Genomic DNA, 14,125 nt, shown 5'->3' on the forward strand with positions numbered 1-14,125 from the left:
GGCCCTGGAACCTGTCGGGTGCTACTGGACGGCCGGTGCCTGCGGGGCTCCGTCCGGATCCGCCGGAGCAGTGCTGCCCCCGATATCGGGGGCCATCTGGTCGGTGGCGTCTGCCAGCAGCATGCCGAGCAGGCGAACGGCGCCGTCCTTGTCGAGCGGGTTGTTCTTGTTACCGCACTTGGGCGACTGCACGCAGGACGGGCATCCGGACTCGCATTCGCAGGCCTCGATCGCTTCCTTGGTGGCGGTGAGCCAGACGCGGGCCTTCTCGTAGCCGCGTTCGGCGAAGCCGGCGCCACCGGGGTGGCCGTCGTAGACGAAGATGGTCGGCACTCCGGTGTCGGCATGGATCGCGGTGGAGACCCCGCCGATATCCCACCGGTCGCTGGAGGCCACCAGCGGCAGCAGCCCGATGGCAGCGTGCTCCGCAGCATGCAGCGACCCGGGGAACTGCGGCTCGATGAGCCCGGCCGCGGTCAGGGAGCGGTTGTCCATGACAAACCAGACCGCCTTGGTGAACAGGTCCCGGGCCCCGAGCTCCAGCGGTTCCTCGCCGAGCACCTCATTCGAGATCAGGGCCTTCCGTTGAAAGGAGACCACCTGTGTCGTTACCTTCACATCGCCGAAATGCACCACGACATCTCCCCAGCGTGTGGTCCGCTGGGTCTCCAGCACCTCGATCTGGGTTATGTCCCGGGCCGTCGTGTAGTAGTCGGGGTTGGCCCGGCGCACCACGACGCAGTGCTCGGCCTCATTCAGGTCCTCGACGACGTAGCTCTCGCCCTGGTGGACGTACACCGCCCCTGTGTGTGCCTGGTAGTGCGTCTGGGGCGAATCCATGGTGCCCAGCAGCGAGCCGGTGTCGGCATCCACGATGCTCACGGGTCCGCCGCCGTCGGCCCGCAGGTTCACCATGGCGGCAGCGCTCTGCGGGTGGGTCCAGAACCAACCGGCGGGACGTTTCCGGAGATAACCCTGTGCCACCAAGCGGTCCAGGAGCCTCTCTGCCGTCGGTCCGAAGAGGGGGACCTCCGCCGGTCCGAGCGGCAGCTCGGCAGCGGCGGCGCACAAGTGTGGGCCTAGGACGTAGGGGTTCGAAGGGTCGAAGACGGTGGCCTCTACTGAGACGTCGAAGATCGCCTCCGGATGGTTCACCAGGTAGGTATCGAGCGGGTCATCGCTGGCCACGAACGCGGCGACGGCATCCTGGCCGGCGCGGCCCGCCCTGCCGATCTGCTGGAACAGCGACGCCCTCGTCCCGGGCCAGCCCGCCACCAGGACGGCATCCAGGCCGGAGATGTCGATGCCGAGCTCCAGGGCGGACGTGCTGGAGACGCCCAGCAGCTCGCCAGACCGAAGAGACCGCTCCAGGGCCCGCCGCTCCTCCGGGAGGTACCCGGAGCGGTAGGCGGCCACGCGCTGCGGAAGGCTGGGATCGACCTCGTCGAGGAGGCGTCTGGTGATGGAGGCGATGGTCTCGGCACCCCGCCGGGACTTGATGAACGCGATCGTCCTGATCCGGGAGGAGACCAGGTTTGCCAGGAGGTCTGAGGTTTCAGCCACGGCGGTCCGCCGTTCCGGGGCCCCGTTCTCGCCGCGCTGTTCCGTCAGCGCCGGTTCCCAGAACGCCACGGTGGTCGCCCCGTGCGGGGAGCAGTCCTCGGCGACCGCCTCGACCGGCGCACCGATCAGCCGCCCGAAGGAGGTCCCGGGGTCTGAGGCGGTGGCGGATGCGGCGATGAAGACCGGCCAGGACTGGCCCGTGCCGGCCCCGGCCTCCGCTCCGGAGTTGTAGTAGGCACAGATCCGGCGGAGCCGGCGCATCAGGTTGGCGACGTGGGAGCCGAAGACCCCGCGGTAGCTGTGCGCCTCGTCCACGATCACGTAGCGGAGTCGGCGGAAGAACCGCGCCCACCAGGCGTGGTTGGGGAGGATCCCGAAGTGCAGCATGTCGGGGTTGGCCAGGATCACGTTCGCGTGGTCCCGGATCCAGCGGCGGGAGGACGGGTCCGTGTCCCCGTCGTAGGTCTCGGCCCGGACGGTGGAGAGCCCCAGCGACCGGATGGCGGCCAGCTGGTCCGCGGCGAGCGCCTTCGTGGGGGAGAGGTAGAGGGCGACGGCGCCGTCGTCGTGGATCTTCCCGGGGTCCGCGCGCACCCGCAGCTCGGACCGGTGCACGGCGTCGAGGGCGGGGAGCTGGTACGCCAGCGACTTCCCGGAGGCGGTGCCGGTGGCGATCACGACGTGCCGGCCCCCGTGGGCGAGATCGGCGGCCCGTACCTGATGCCGGTACGGCTCGTGGATGCCGAGCCTGCCGTAGGCCTCCACCAGATCGGGGTGCGTCCACGCCGGCCACGGCTCGTTGACGGCCTCTCGGGCGGGAATGGTCCGCACATGCCGGAGCTGTTCCGGGTCCGCGCCGCGGCCCAGCAGCGGGATCAGGGACTCGTGCGGATTCACTCCAACATTGTTTCACCCGGGCTCAAATCGGGTCCCGGGGTCACACCGGGCTCACCCCACCGAGAGGTCGGCCCCTTCATCGGAAGCGGAGAGCATCAGGACATGGCAGACCGTCGTCCACCCCAGATGCGAGTAGAGCTGCTGGCCGTCCAGGGAGGCCAGCAGCAGCCCGGCCTCGACGTCGTGCTCAAACGCCTGCGCGGCGAGGGCCCGCATCACGAAGCTGCCCAGGCCCCGGCGCTGAAAACCGGGTTCGGTCACGATCTTGTCGAAGACGGCGGTGTGGTCGGCGACGAACACGCGCCCGCTCGCCGCGACCCGGTCTCCGGCGTAGACGACGGCGTGGTGGACACCGCCCTCCGTCGACGGAACCCAGCGGAGGTCGTCGTCGGGCAGCCACGGGTCCTCGGCGTCCTGGGTTTCCATGTCCACGATCATCATGGTCTGCGACTGCGAGGTGACGTTCAGCCCGTGCCGGGCGGCCAGCCCGGCGTAACGGTCAACGTCGTTAGTGAGGATGGTGAGGACCCGGGCCGGCGCCTCGGCAGTCTTGGCGGCCAAGGCGGAGAACTCATCGTCGGAGGGATCGTGGGCGAAATACTCCCAGTCCCCGGTCGAGTCCGCCCGGAGGGCCGAGGGAAAACGGCCCTCCCGTCCGGTCTCGTAGCCGCGGCATCCGGCCCAGCCGGCGACCCAGACCTCCAGGAGGTGGGTGGTGTCTTCAACCATCGCGTCCAGACTCATGGGATGAGAGTATTCCAGCCCCGCCGCCAGCAACAGGGTCAGGCCGGGGAGCGGGTGCTTGCTTACGCAATTGTGACCCGTGTGTCGGCCCGGCGCTGCGGCCGCCCCGGTCCCGGGCGTCCTGCGACGCGGGTGAGGCTCGTCTATCGGGCGGGTCCCGGACCCCCGTCACCAGGGTCATGGACCGCGCCCGGCAGGGTGGCCGCACCGCAAAGCCCAGTACGCTTAAAGGCGTGGCTTTGAACAAAATCGTCCTCTTTTACGGCTTCACCCCGGTGCTCGATCCGGAAGCGGTGCGCCTCTGGCAGCGCGCCCTCTGCGAAAAACACGGTCTCACCGGCCGCATCCTGATCTCCAAGGACGGCATCAACGCCACCGTGGGCGGCGAGATCGGGGCGGTCAAGCAGTACGTCAAGACCACCCGCCAATACCCGGGTTTCCGCGGGATCGACGTGAAGTGGTCCGACGGCGGCGCCGAGGACTTCCCCCGGCTCAGCGTCAAGGTCCGGGACGAGATCGTCTCCTTCGGCGCGCCCGGGGAACTCACGGTGAACGGGGACGGCGTCGTCGGCGGCGGAACGCACCTGGCCCCCGAGGAACTGCACACCCTCGTGGAGGCGAAGAAACAGGCCGGCGAGGACGTGGTCTTCTTCGACGGCCGGAACGGTTTCGAAGCGGAAATCGGCCGCTTCAAGGACGCGGTGGTCCCCGACGTCGCCACCACCCACGACTTCATCCGCGAACTGGACTCCGGCAAGTACGACTCGCTCAAGGACAAGCCCGTGGTCACCTACTGCACCGGCGGGATCCGCTGCGAGGTGCTCTCCAGCCTCATGGTGAACCGCGGCTTCAAGGAGGTTTACCAGCTCGACGGCGGGATCGTCCGCTACGGGGAGGCGTTCAAGGACCGCGGCCTCTGGGAAGGCTCGCTCTACGTCTTCGACAAGCGCATGCACCTGGAATTCAGCGACGAGGCGAAGACCGTCGGCCGCTGCGCCCGGTGCGAGGCGCCCACCAGCAAATTCGAGAACTGCTCCAACCCCAGCTGCCGTACGCTGACCCTGTACTGCGCGGACTGCGCGTCGGACCCGGCCACCCTGCGTTGCCCGGACGGCTGCCCCGCCTGACCTCTGGGCAACGCAGAGGGCGCGACGCCGAGGGAGGGAGCGCCGGCAACGGCACCACTAAGCAGGCGTCACAGCCGCCCCACCCGGTAGGCGAAATTGGCCGGTGCGAGCGCCTCGACCTTCACCGTTAGGACCGAGTCCGCGGCCAGCTGAACCACCGTGACCCGCGAGGAACCGCAGCGCAGGCTCAGGTCCACCAGCGCGCTCTCCTTGTCGCTGATGGTGAAGGCCACCCGGCGGGTGCTCCGGCACGCCAGCGACAGGGCGTAGGTGCCGGCCGGGAGCCGGTCGGTGGCCTCGGTGCGGTCAGCCCCGGCGTCGAGCAGCCCGGCACGGGACTGGAAGATCTGCGCGGTGGTGGCTGGCAGGATTTCCCGGGCCCACTGCTCAAGCTCAGCCCCCATGACCGGGCGGTTCAAGGCAGGGCCACGGGTGATCGCGCCGCCGGTGGGCGTCGCGGGGCCGGTCGCCGTCGTCCGGCTTCCGTCGTCGTACTGGTACTCGCAGCCGCTCAGCCCGCAGGCCAGGGCCGCGGCGAGTGCGACGGCGGCGGGGCGGCCACGCGGGCGCCGCGGCGTCGGTGCCGGCGCGGTGGGCATAGTTCGACTTTAAGCCCGTGAACGCCCGGCTGCCAGAGCCCGGTCGCCACCCGGGAGAACGCGCCCGGAGGCCCTTACCGGGAGGCGGCCGCGGAGCACACCCCCGATGAACTCCAGTTTCTCCATCACCGCCGGCGACAGCACAAACGGGTACAGGTCCTCCTCGCCCATGCTCCGGTTGATCTGGTTCAGGGCGATCGCGAGCGGCAGCCACTCGGTATCCACCGTTTCCCGGAAGGACCTGCCGTCCGCCCCGGAGATGAGTCCGTATTCGCGGGCGGTGTCCAGGGTGTCGCTGATGTGCAGGTAGTGCGCGAAGGTCTCGGCGAAATCCTCGTAGGGGTGCATGGTGGCGTAGCGGGAGATGAACCGTTCGTTCCAGTCCTTCGGGGCGCCCTCGCTGTAGTGCCGGTCGATGGCGGCCTGGTAGTCCTCCGTGTCGTCGCCGAACAGCCGTCGGGCCGCCGCGGTGGTGTCCCGGTCGGCGAAGACCAGGACGGTCTCGAAGTAATGGCCCACCTCGTGCCGGAAGTGGCCCAGCAGGGTCCGGTACGGCTCGTCGAGTTCGTTACGCATCCGTTCGCGGTAGCCGTCGTTGCTCTCCGCCAGGTTGATGGTGATGACGCCGTCGGCGTGACCGGTCACCACGTGCTCGTGGGCGCTGGAGAGCAGGTCGAAGGCCAGGCCGCCGTCGGGATCCTCACTCCGGGGCACGATCGGCAGCCCCAGGGCGTCGAGTTCGGCCACCAGCTGGCGTTTGGACCGCTCCGCCTTAACGAACTGTGTGAGGCCGTTCGCGTCGTTGTCGTTGGGCCGGGTGCGGGTAAGTCCACAGCTGAAGCACTCGCCGCCGCGCTTAGCGGCCAGCCAGGTGCAGGCCGCAAGCCCGGCGCGGGCGCACGGGAACCAGGGGGTGCCGGCGCCGTCCCGGTATTCGCCCGCCGCGTCGACGGTGACGAGGGCGCCGCGGGGCCGGAAGTAGGCCAGCCGGGCGCCGCAGTGCAGGCACTCCCCGTTCTCGACGTACACGGCCGAGCCGCAGGAATCACAGGAGTGTCGTTTCACCTCCCGATCCTACGCTCCGGGCCGGGCGCGCTGGTCGGGGCCCGGGTGCCGGCCCGGAGGGCTACTTCGCGGCGGACTGACCGCGGGCCGGACCGCGGGCCTGACCGCGGCGCCGGAACGTGCCCGCGATGGAGAGTTTGCCGGAGTACTGGATGGAGCCGTACCGGAACAGGTGCGCGGCCAGCCGCAGGATCAGGACGCCCACCACCAGGAGCTCCACGATGATGATTACCGACTCCAGCGGGCTGAGGGTGCCGAACGCGTTCCGCAGCAGGCCCGTGACCGGGGCGGACATCGGGAAGTAGGTGAAGACCTGGACGATCGGTGCCTGCGGGTCGGAGATGATCAGGCTGATCGCGTAGAACGGCACGAAGATCAGCGCCATCAGCGGCCCGAAGATGGTGCCGGCGTCCTTGGTGGTGGGCATGACGGCGCCGATGGCCACCAGCACGCCGGTGAAGACGGTGAAGCCGCCCAGCAGCAGCAGTGCCCCCACCACCATGGGTCCGGGTTCGAAGGTGATGGTGGACAGGTCCAGGGCCGGGAGCGCCAGTTTGTCGCGGAAGAACAGGAAGCCCACCGCCACCGGTGTCAGCAGGACCAGGATCTGCACCGCGCCCACCATGAACAGCGCGGCCACCTTGCCAATGATCAGGGTGGTGGGGTTCAGGGTGGTCAGGATCATCTCCGTGACCCGGTTTTCCTTCTCCTCCAGGGTGCTGCTGAGCATCTGGTTGGAGAGCAGGATGATCGAGACGTAGAAGATGACCAGGAAAATCAGCGGCGGGATCGCGGAGCCGATGCCACCGGTCAGGCGGCCGTCCTTGAAGGTCTGCGCCTCGGTTTTGACGTTGCCGCTGGCCGCCGCGGTGAGCTGCGGGGAGCCGACGGCGGCCTGCGCCGAGACGGTCAGCAGCTGCTTGGCGACGGCGTCGTACTTGCCGTTCTCGAAGATCCCCCGGTCCGCGCCGTAGATCTTCACCGTCTGGGTGGCCGGTTCCGCAGGGAACGCGAAGTAGGCGTCGCTGCGTCCCTGTTTCACGTCGCGGATGGCCGTCTCCGGGTCCGAAGCTTTCGTGCCGCCGATGGCACGGGCGATGGTGTCCGAGACCAGCCGGGAGTCATCGGTGTAGGTGAACGAGAAGGACGCGGTCTTCTGCGCGTCGGAGCGGGCCTCGGTGGAGGAGTTGCTCAGGTAGACCAGGGCGAACACGATGGCGATAACCACCGGGATGGCCAGGGTGGCGATCCAGAAGCCGCGCTTCTTCAGCGTCCGGGTGAACTCGAACGCGATCACGGTGCGCAGGTTGTGCCGGGCGAACGGCCGGCGCGGCGGGACCGGGGCGGGGGCGGCCTTGGCGGGCGCCTCGGGGAGGGTGCTGTGGTGCGTCATCGGGTCCGGGCCTCCGCTAGTTCGTGCTGTTCGCCGTAGACCTTGATGAAGACCTCATCCAGGGACGTCCGGGCGCTGGTGAAGGAGCGGACCGCCACTCCGTGGTCGATCAGTTCGCGCAGCACGGCCGCCTCGTCCGTCCCGCCGCGCGGCGAGAGTTCGGCGTTCCCGCCGGCGTCGCTGACGACGTCGTAACGGGCCGACGCGGGCAGGGTACCGGAGTAGCTGAGCCGGTAGCGGGTGCCGCCGAACTGTTCCTGGACCTCGGAGACGGTGCCGTAGGCGCGGGCCGTGCCGTCCTTGAGCAGGATGACCCGGTCGCAGAGCCGCTCCACTTCCTCCATCTGGTGGGTGACCATGATGACGGTGGCGCCGGAAAGTTTCTGTTCGTCGATGATGTCCATCAGCAGCCGCCGGTTCACCGGGTCGAAGCCCTTGGTGGGTTCGTCCAGGATCAGCAGCTCGGGGTCGTTCATGATAGTGACGCCCAGCTGGACCTTCTGCTGCTGGCCGCCGGAGAGCTTGTCCAGCCGGGTGGTGGCCTTGTCGCCCAGGTCCACCCGGTCCAGGTACTCCCGGGACCACGCCCTGGCGCGGGACTTGTCCAGGCCCTTGAGCCGGCCGAAGTACACCATGACGTCCAGCACGGATTCCTTCTTATAGAGGCCGCGTTCCTCCGGCAGGTACCCCAGCCGGGCGCCGTCGCGCGGGCTGAAGGGTTTCCCGCCGATGTGCAGGGTGCCGGCGGTGGGCTGGTAGATGCCCAGCAGGGCCCGCAGCGTGGTGGTCTTCCCGCTGCCGTTGCTGCCCAGAAAGCCGAATGTTTCCCCGGCCCGGACGTCGAACGACAGGTCGCGGATGACCGTCTTCTCGCCAAAGTCCATGCGGAAGTCTTGAATGTGTACCAGCGGCTCCGGTGCCGCGCCCCCCAACGTCATGCGGCCATTTTAGCCGCCGGCAGCCGACGTGAGGTGCCGCGGGTTCCCCCGGCGTGGCCCGCGCAAGCGGTGCGGGCCCCAGCATGGCAGGCCGGCGCGGCCAGCCCGGGTCAGGCGCGGCCAGCCCCCGGGTCAGGCCGCGGGGGTCAGCTGGTAGGCGTAGATCAGCGGCGCGTCGACGCTGGAGGCGCTGATCGCCACGGTCCCGGCGGCCGGCACCTTGATCGTTGCGGTCTCCCGGCTGCCGTTGCAGGCCGCTCCCGCCTCCGCAAGCTGTTTGCCGTCCAGGCTGACGGCGAAGAATTCCTTGCCGCCGCCGTCGCAGCTCATGGTCAAGGTGTAGGTGCCGGCCCCGAGGGGGGCGCTCTTCACCACGGGGGTGCGGTTGAGGATCTTCCCCGCATCCGACAGGACGATCCCGCTGGCGGAGGGGAGTGCCGTGGCCTTCCATGCGTTCGCATCCGTTGACTCCACCGATGTGACGGGCGCGCAGGCGGAGGCGCCGAGGACGACGGCGGCGCCGGCCGCCGCGGCGTACGCCCCGCGGAGCAGGCGGCGCGGGACGGGCATCGGGGAAGCAGTGGGCATACTTCCAACTTACCGGGTCAGCGGCAGGGCCGATGGCCGCCGGCCGGACCCTTGACCTTGACGCAGCGTCAAGATTTACCCTCGAAGAGACGGCCCGGCAGGGCCGCGGAGGGGACCAAAAGGAGGGAGCCGGGATGGAATGGTCCGTGCAGCAGCTGGCCAGGCTGGCCGGCACCACCAGCAGGACGCTGCGGCACTATGACGCCGTCGGCCTGCTCAAGCCCAGCCGCACCGGAAGTAACGGCTACCGCTACTACAACCACGCCGCGCTGCTCCGGTTGCAACGGATCCTGCTGTTGCGGGAACTGGGGCTCGGTCTGCCGGCGATCGCCGACGCGCTGGCCCACGAACAGCAGGCCGAACGCGCGCTCGCCGGGCATCTGCGCTGGCTGGTCCAGGAACGGGACCGCCTGGCCCGGCAGATCGCCTCGGTCCGGCGCACCCTCGAGGCAGTGAAGACAGGAGAGAACATCATGGCAGAGGCAATGTTTGACGGATTCGATCACACCGGCCACCAGACCGAGGTTGAGGAGCGCTGGGGCAAGGAGGCCTACGCCCGGGCGGACGCCTGGTGGCGGGGGATGGGGGGCACGGACCAGGACGCCTGGAAGCGGGCCGCGGAACAGCTCAGCGCCGACTGGCAGGCCGCGGCGGAGTCCGGCGCGGCCCCGGACAGCCCGGCGGCCCAGGAATTGGCCGCCCGCCACGTCCGCTGGCTTGCCGCCATCCCCGGAACTCCGGCGGCGGACGGCGGCGACGGGCTGAAAGCCTACGTCCTGGGTCTGGGAGAGCTGTACGTGGCGGATCCCCGGTTTGCCGCGAACTACGGCGGTGCTGCCGGGGCGGCCTTCGTCCGGGACGCGCTCCGGGGGTTCGTCGAGGGGCAGCCTTAGCCCGGCTGGTGAGCTGAGCCGGGGGTCCCGGGCCGCGCCTAAACTTGACCGGTGACCTCCTCGACTCTTTTCACCGCCGGCAACACCCCCGATGCCCCGCGCAGCGACCTTCCGGACCTGACCGGGGCCCTCGCGCGGGACCTGCTCGCCATCGGCTACACCGTCGACGGGGTCGCCGCGTTCCTCGGTGAGGCCGCCCACGCCGCCCTGGCCCGCGACCAGCTGATCCCGGCCTTGATCGCCGTCGACGACGCCGTCGCTGCCGACCCAGCCGCCGCCGCGCTCGCCGCCGTCGTCCGCCTCTGGCTGCTGGCCGAACCCCAGGCCGCTGCCGCCCTCGACGCCGCCCTGCCCTCGCTGGGCGCCGCCGGCCTCGCAGAACTCGGCATCGTGGAAGCGGCGGAGGCCGGCCTGGTCCGGGCCAGCGTGGACCTGCGGCCTTACGGCTGGGACCCGGCGACGGATGAGGAAGGGCAGCCGAACGGGGGTGCCGACCTCTGGGTCGCCAGCGACCTGGCCGCGCACCAGAGCCCCGGCGTGCTGCGCCGCGACCACGTGCTCGGGATCGGCCAGGCGTCCACCACCCTGGTCCAGGTCACCGCCCGGCGGCACGTGGCCCGGGCCTTGGACCTCGGCACCGGCTGCGGCGTCCAGACCTTCCACCTGCTCCACCACGCCGAGCACGTCACCGCCACGGACATCTCCGACCGCGCCCTGGCGTTCACCCGCTTCAACCTGGTCCTCAACGCCCGGGAGCTGCACCTGGACCCGGAGGACCTTGGCAGCCGCGTCACCCTGCGGCGCGGGTCGCTGCTGGAACCCGTTGCCGGGGAGGAGTTCGACCTGGTGGTCTCCAACCCGCCGTTTGTGATCACCCCGCGCACCGCGGGGGAATCGACGGCGGACCAGTTCACCTACCGCGACGGCGGCCTGCCCGGCGATGAGATCGTCGCCGCCCTGGTCCGGGATCTCCCCTCCGTCCTGGCACCCGGCGGCACCGCGCAGATGCTGGGCAACTGGGAAATCCCGGCCGGCCAGGACTGGTCCGCCGGGCCGCAGCAGTGGGCCCCGCAGGACGCCGACGTGTGGTTCATCCAGCGCGAGCAGGTGGGTCCCGAGCAGTACGCCGAAACCTGGCTGCAGGACGCCTCCGAGGGCCGGGACCGGGACCTGTACCGCCGTTCCTACGCTGCCTACCTGGACGACTTCGCCTCCCGCGGCGTCACCGCGATCGGCTTCGGCATGATCTTCCTGCGCCGTCCCGCCGCGGGAGCCGGGCCGGTGCTGCGGCGCTTCGAGGAGATCACCTACCCGATCGAACAGCCCGTGGGGCCGCACCTCGGGGCGGCCGTGGTACGGGCCGACTGGCTTGCCGGCCACGACGTCGAGGCGGCCCACCTGCTCGTGGCCGACGACGTCACGGAGGAACGGCACCAGCGCCCCGGCGCCGAGCACCCCGGCGTGATCCTGCTGCGCCAGGGTGCCGGGCTCCGCCGCACGAACCTGTTGAGCACGGAGCTGGCCGGCTTCGTCTCAGCGTGCGACGGCGAGCTCACCGCCGGGCAGATCGCCGGGGCGCTCGATGCCCTCCTGGGCGGGTACGAGGGCCACGACAGCGGCGCCTTCCGGCAGGGGTTGCTCGACGACGTCGCCAACCTGGTCCGGGACGGATTCCTGATTCCAGCCTGATTGGGTCCCGCCTGGCTGGTCCGTACCCGAATGGTCCGTGCCTGACTGTTCCGGGCCCGGGATGCGCAAGACCACCACGGCCACGGCCGCCGCGACCAGCACTCCCGCGGCGCCGGTGGCGAGGAAGCTGGTGCGGACCGGCAGCGCCGCGCCGAGGAGGCCGCCGAGGGCCAGCGCCGCGATTGACACCGCCCGCGTCATCCCGCCGAGGATTGCCATCGCCTGGCCGCGCCCGGTCTCGGGAATCCGGAGGATGGTGATCGCCCCGAAGCAGGCGTTGAGGACGCCGCAGGCCGCGCCGGTCGCGGTGTAGGCGGCGAACAGCCACCCCACCGTGGGCGCCAGGGCCGTCGCCCCGAGCAAGGCCGAGGTCAGCACCATCGCCGACAGCAGGGCCCGGAGCCGGTTCCGTCCGTTCCCGATCCGGCTGGCGAGGGCCGCGCCGGCGGCCATGCCCAGTCCGAAGGCGGCGGCCAGCAGCCCGTACTCCGCCTCACTGGCGCCCAGTTCGCCGCGGGCCAGGAACACCTCAAGGACGTTGGTGGCCTCGCCGGCGACGATGAAGAACATGGCGCCGAGTACCAGCGCCCACACCAGGGTGTCCCGCCGGAGCAGGCGCAACCCGTCGAGCAGCGCCGGGACAGGCCGCCCCGCGCGTTCGGCGGCCGTGCCGCGCCGGGTTCGTATCAGCAGGGCACCGGCTCCCATTGCCAGGTAGCAGCCGCCGGCCACCGCCATCACCAGCCCTGGGCCGCCCCAGCCGGTCAGCAGGCCGCCCGCGGCCGGCCCCGCCATGCCGGCGATCATGGTGGTGGCCTGCATGGTGCCCACGGCCTTGGGGGTGCGCTCCTCGCCGACAATCCGGGGCAGCAGCGCCTGCCAGGTGGGGCCCGCCACGGCCTGGGCCGCGTCCAGCAGGAAGGTCATGGCAAACAGCAGCGGAAGGTTCAGTGCACCGTCCTGCAGCCCGAAGGCCATCCCTGCCACCGCCGCGGCGCTGGCCAGGGACGCCGCCGTCGACAGCGTGCGTGAATCCCGGGTGTCCGCCAGCCGCCCGGCCCAGGGGGCCAGGAGGACCAGGGGCAGGGCGGAGCAAGCAAGGTAGGCGGCCACCAGCCACGGCCCGGCGCCGGGACCGTTGCCCGCGGATTCCCCCTGCAGCCGCAGCATCACGGTGACGACGACGGCGCCCATGCCGGCGGCGGCGAAAAAGCGGGAGCCGCTGGCGAGCAGGAAGTCGTGGTTGCGCCACAAGGGGGCGGCCGGCGCGGCAGTCTTATGAAGTGTTTCTTTCATAACTGGACGATAGGTCCGCGCCGTGTGGGTGTCAAGCATTCCTTTCATAGTTTGGAAACCGTCGCTAGACTGGGGGAGTGAAGACAGAGAACCCGCCGGCGGATTCCGCCGAGGCGCCGGCCGGCAAGCGCAGGCAGCGCCCGGAACAGAAGGTGGAGATCACCGACCCCAAGGCCATCCGGGCCCTGGCCCACGCCGCACGGCTGGAAGTGATCTCGGAGCTGTACTCCACCCAGGTCAGTCGCACCGCCACCGAGCTGGCGGCTCAGACCGGCCTGACCCCCAGCGCCATGAGCTACCACCTGCGCGCCCTGCAGAAGTGGGGGATCGTGGTACCCGCGGCCACCGCGGGGGACGCCCGCGAGCGCCGCTGGAAGGCCGCCGGAACGGACTTCACCATCAAATCCGGCGGCGGACCGGCCAGCCCGGAATTCGCGGTCCTGGACCTGGAACTGGACGCCTACCGCCGACGGGTCAAAGCACACGCCGAGGCCCGGGATGAGCAGCGGCGGCGCGGCGAAACCGGGGAACCGCCCGCCTCGGTGGTGCTGGCCAGCAACCTGCTCTACCTCACGCCGGCCCAGCGTGCCGAGCTGACCGAGCGCATCTTCGGGCTGCTGCGCGACTACGAACTCGAGGCGCCGGACGCGATCCCGGACGGGGCCGTGCGGATGGCCACCATGTGGTCGATGATTCCCGACGACCGCGGCGGCCCCGCGGCCGGCTGACCGGCGACCCGCCCGGCGCCCCCTGAAAAGCCCCCGACGACCGGAAGAGTGTCCGTGACTGCACCGCTTGTCCCCATCCACGTCGACGAATACCTGCCGCACCCGCCGGCGGCCGTCTGGCGCGCCCTGACCGAGCCGGCCCTGATTGCCGACTGGCTCATGGACAACGACTTGAAACCCGTCGTCGGCCACGACTACACCATGCGCGGGACCCCGGTCCCGGCCGTCGGCTTCAGCGGCCTGGTCGCCAGCCGCGTCCTGGAGCTCCGGGACGGGCGCCTGCTGCGGATCTCCTGGCGGGACGCGGAGGCGGGCAACGACCTGCAAAGCACCGTCACCTGGACCCTGGCACCCGAAGAAACGGGGACGCGGCTGACCATGGTCCACGAGGGATTCGACCCCGCGGAGCCCAGCCACGCCGTCGCGCACCGCATCATGTCCGGAGGCTGGCAGGGCCACCTGCTGACACGCCTGAAGGACACCCTCGGCCGCATCGCGCCCTAGCCTCACGGCGGCGGCGGCGCGGGTCCGAAGCCGCCGCGCATTTGTGCATCAATGCGCGGTATTCCGCAAAATATGGTGAACTAGGCGGATATGGGCGGTTC

The 14,125-nt window shown here is 70.4% G+C and carries 12 protein-coding genes and 1 pseudogene; 5 read left to right on the plus strand and 8 right to left on the minus strand.

The window, feature by feature from the left end; all coding sequences use genetic code 11:
* Positions 1-21: 21 nt before the first annotated feature.
* Positions 22-2,460, minus strand: a complete 2,439-nt coding sequence (locus ABC337_RS10730) for a DEAD/DEAH box helicase (RefSeq protein ID WP_412883967.1) — start codon at positions 2,458-2,460, stop codon at positions 22-24.
* Between the two features lie 51 nt (positions 2,461-2,511).
* Complete coding sequence (locus ABC337_RS10735; RefSeq protein WP_412883966.1) at positions 2,512-3,204, minus strand: GNAT family N-acetyltransferase; 693 nt, start codon at positions 3,202-3,204, stop codon at positions 2,512-2,514.
* 233 nt (positions 3,205-3,437) lie between these two features.
* On the opposite strand from ABC337_RS10735, the gene trhO reads away from it, so the two are divergent.
* The gene (trhO, locus tag ABC337_RS10740; protein WP_412883965.1) at positions 3,438-4,331 is read left to right on the plus strand and encodes an oxygen-dependent tRNA uridine(34) hydroxylase TrhO; all 894 of its coding nucleotides are present in this window, start codon (positions 3,438-3,440) and stop codon (positions 4,329-4,331) included.
* A 68-nt stretch (positions 4,332-4,399) separates the two neighbouring features.
* On the opposite strand, the gene ABC337_RS10745 is transcribed toward trhO, so the two are convergent.
* From ABC337_RS10745 to ABC337_RS10765, 5 genes are all read right to left on the minus strand, one after another.
* Positions 4,400-4,930 (minus strand): DUF6023 family protein, encoded by a 531-nt coding sequence (locus tag ABC337_RS10745; protein ID WP_412883964.1) that lies wholly within the window; start codon positions 4,928-4,930, stop codon positions 4,400-4,402.
* Positions 4,931-4,939: 9 nt separating this feature from the next.
* Positions 4,940-5,995 (minus strand): zinc-binding metallopeptidase family protein, encoded by a 1,056-nt coding sequence (locus tag ABC337_RS10750; protein ID WP_412883963.1) that lies wholly within the window; start codon positions 5,993-5,995, stop codon positions 4,940-4,942.
* A 61-nt stretch (positions 5,996-6,056) separates the two neighbouring features.
* Positions 6,057-7,388 (minus strand): ABC transporter permease, encoded by a 1,332-nt coding sequence (locus tag ABC337_RS10755; protein ID WP_412883962.1) that lies wholly within the window; start codon positions 7,386-7,388, stop codon positions 6,057-6,059.
* On the minus strand, positions 7,385-8,272 hold the full coding sequence (locus tag ABC337_RS10760; protein ID WP_412893228.1) for an ABC transporter ATP-binding protein: 888 nt from the start codon (positions 8,270-8,272) through the stop codon (positions 7,385-7,387). Before ABC337_RS10760 ends, ABC337_RS10755 begins: the two co-directional genes overlap by 4 nt.
* Before the next feature lie 186 nt (positions 8,273-8,458).
* Positions 8,459-8,914 carry a DUF6023 family protein gene (locus tag ABC337_RS10765; protein ID WP_412883960.1) on the minus strand — a complete coding sequence of 152 codons (456 nt, stop codon included), beginning with the start codon at positions 8,912-8,914 and terminating at the stop codon, positions 8,459-8,461.
* A gap of 134 nt (positions 8,915-9,048) precedes the next feature.
* Here ABC337_RS10765 and ABC337_RS10770 point away from each other — a divergent pair, with 134 nt between their 5' ends.
* Both ABC337_RS10770 and ABC337_RS10775 read left to right on the plus strand, forming a co-directional pair.
* Complete coding sequence (locus tag ABC337_RS10770) at positions 9,049-9,807, plus strand: MerR family transcriptional regulator (protein ID WP_412883959.1); 759 nt, start codon at positions 9,049-9,051, stop codon at positions 9,805-9,807.
* Positions 9,808-9,858: 51 nt separating this feature from the next.
* Positions 9,859-11,496 (plus strand): DUF7059 domain-containing protein, encoded by a 1,638-nt coding sequence (locus tag ABC337_RS10775; RefSeq protein ID WP_412883958.1) that lies wholly within the window; start codon positions 9,859-9,861, stop codon positions 11,494-11,496.
* A 48-nt stretch (positions 11,497-11,544) separates the two neighbouring features.
* Here ABC337_RS10775 and ABC337_RS10780 read toward each other — a convergent pair.
* Positions 11,545-12,840, minus strand: a pseudogene (locus ABC337_RS10780) (MFS transporter); the annotation flags it as partial.
* Between the two features lie 29 nt (positions 12,841-12,869).
* Here ABC337_RS10780 and ABC337_RS10785 point away from each other — a divergent pair.
* Positions 12,870-13,520, plus strand: a complete 651-nt coding sequence (locus ABC337_RS10785) for an ArsR/SmtB family transcription factor (RefSeq protein ID WP_412883957.1) — start codon at positions 12,870-12,872, stop codon at positions 13,518-13,520.
* Between the two features lie 54 nt (positions 13,521-13,574).
* Positions 13,575-14,024 carry an SRPBCC family protein gene (locus ABC337_RS10790; RefSeq protein ID WP_412883956.1) on the plus strand — a complete coding sequence of 150 codons (450 nt, stop codon included), beginning with the start codon at positions 13,575-13,577 and terminating at the stop codon, positions 14,022-14,024.
* Positions 14,025-14,125 lie beyond the last annotated feature (101 nt).

This window comes from Arthrobacter phoenicis (assembly GCF_047238215.1).
Lineage (GTDB): Bacteria > Actinomycetota > Actinomycetes > Actinomycetales > Micrococcaceae > Arthrobacter.